General features: G+C 51.4%; 1 rRNA gene. It reads right to left on the reverse strand.

From position 1 onward, the window contains the following. Positions 1 to 455, reverse strand: a 16S ribosomal RNA gene (locus ABLV04_RS08405); the annotation flags it as partial. Positions 456 to 601 lie beyond the last annotated feature (146 nt).

Consider the following 601-nt stretch of genomic DNA (forward strand, 5'->3'; position numbering starts at 1 on the left):
TCGCCTTCCTCCCCGCTGAAAGTGCTTTACAACCCGAAGGCCTTCTTCACACACGCGGCATGGCTGCATCAGGCTTGCGCCCATTGTGCAATATTCCCCACTGCTGCCTCCCGTAGGAGTCTGGACCGTGTCTCAGTTCCAGTGTGGCTGGTCATCCTCTCAGACCAGCTAGGGATCGTCGCCTAGGTGAGCCGTTACCCCACCTACTAGCTAATCCCATCTGGGCACATCTGATGGCATGAGGCCCGAAGGTCCCCCACTTTGGTCTTGCGACATTATGCGGTATTAGCTACCGTTTCCAGTAGTTATCCCCCTCCATCAGGCAGTTTCCCAGACATTACTCACCCGTCCGCCGCTCGTCACCCGAGAGCAAGCTCTCTGTGCTACCGCTCGACTTGCATGTGTTAGGCCTGCCGCCAGCGTTCAATCTGAGCCATGATCAAACTCTTCAATTTAAGTTTGATGCTCAAAGAATTAAACTTCGTAATGAATTACGTGTTCACTCTTGAGACTTGGTATTCATTTTTCGTCCGAGGACGTTAAGAATCCATGTCACTTTGAGTGCCCACACAGATTGTCTGATAAATTGTTAAAGAGCAGT

Source organism: Klebsiella sp. JN_Kp127 (genome assembly GCF_040062505.1).
Lineage (GTDB): Bacteria > Pseudomonadota > Gammaproteobacteria > Enterobacterales > Enterobacteriaceae > Klebsiella > Klebsiella quasipneumoniae.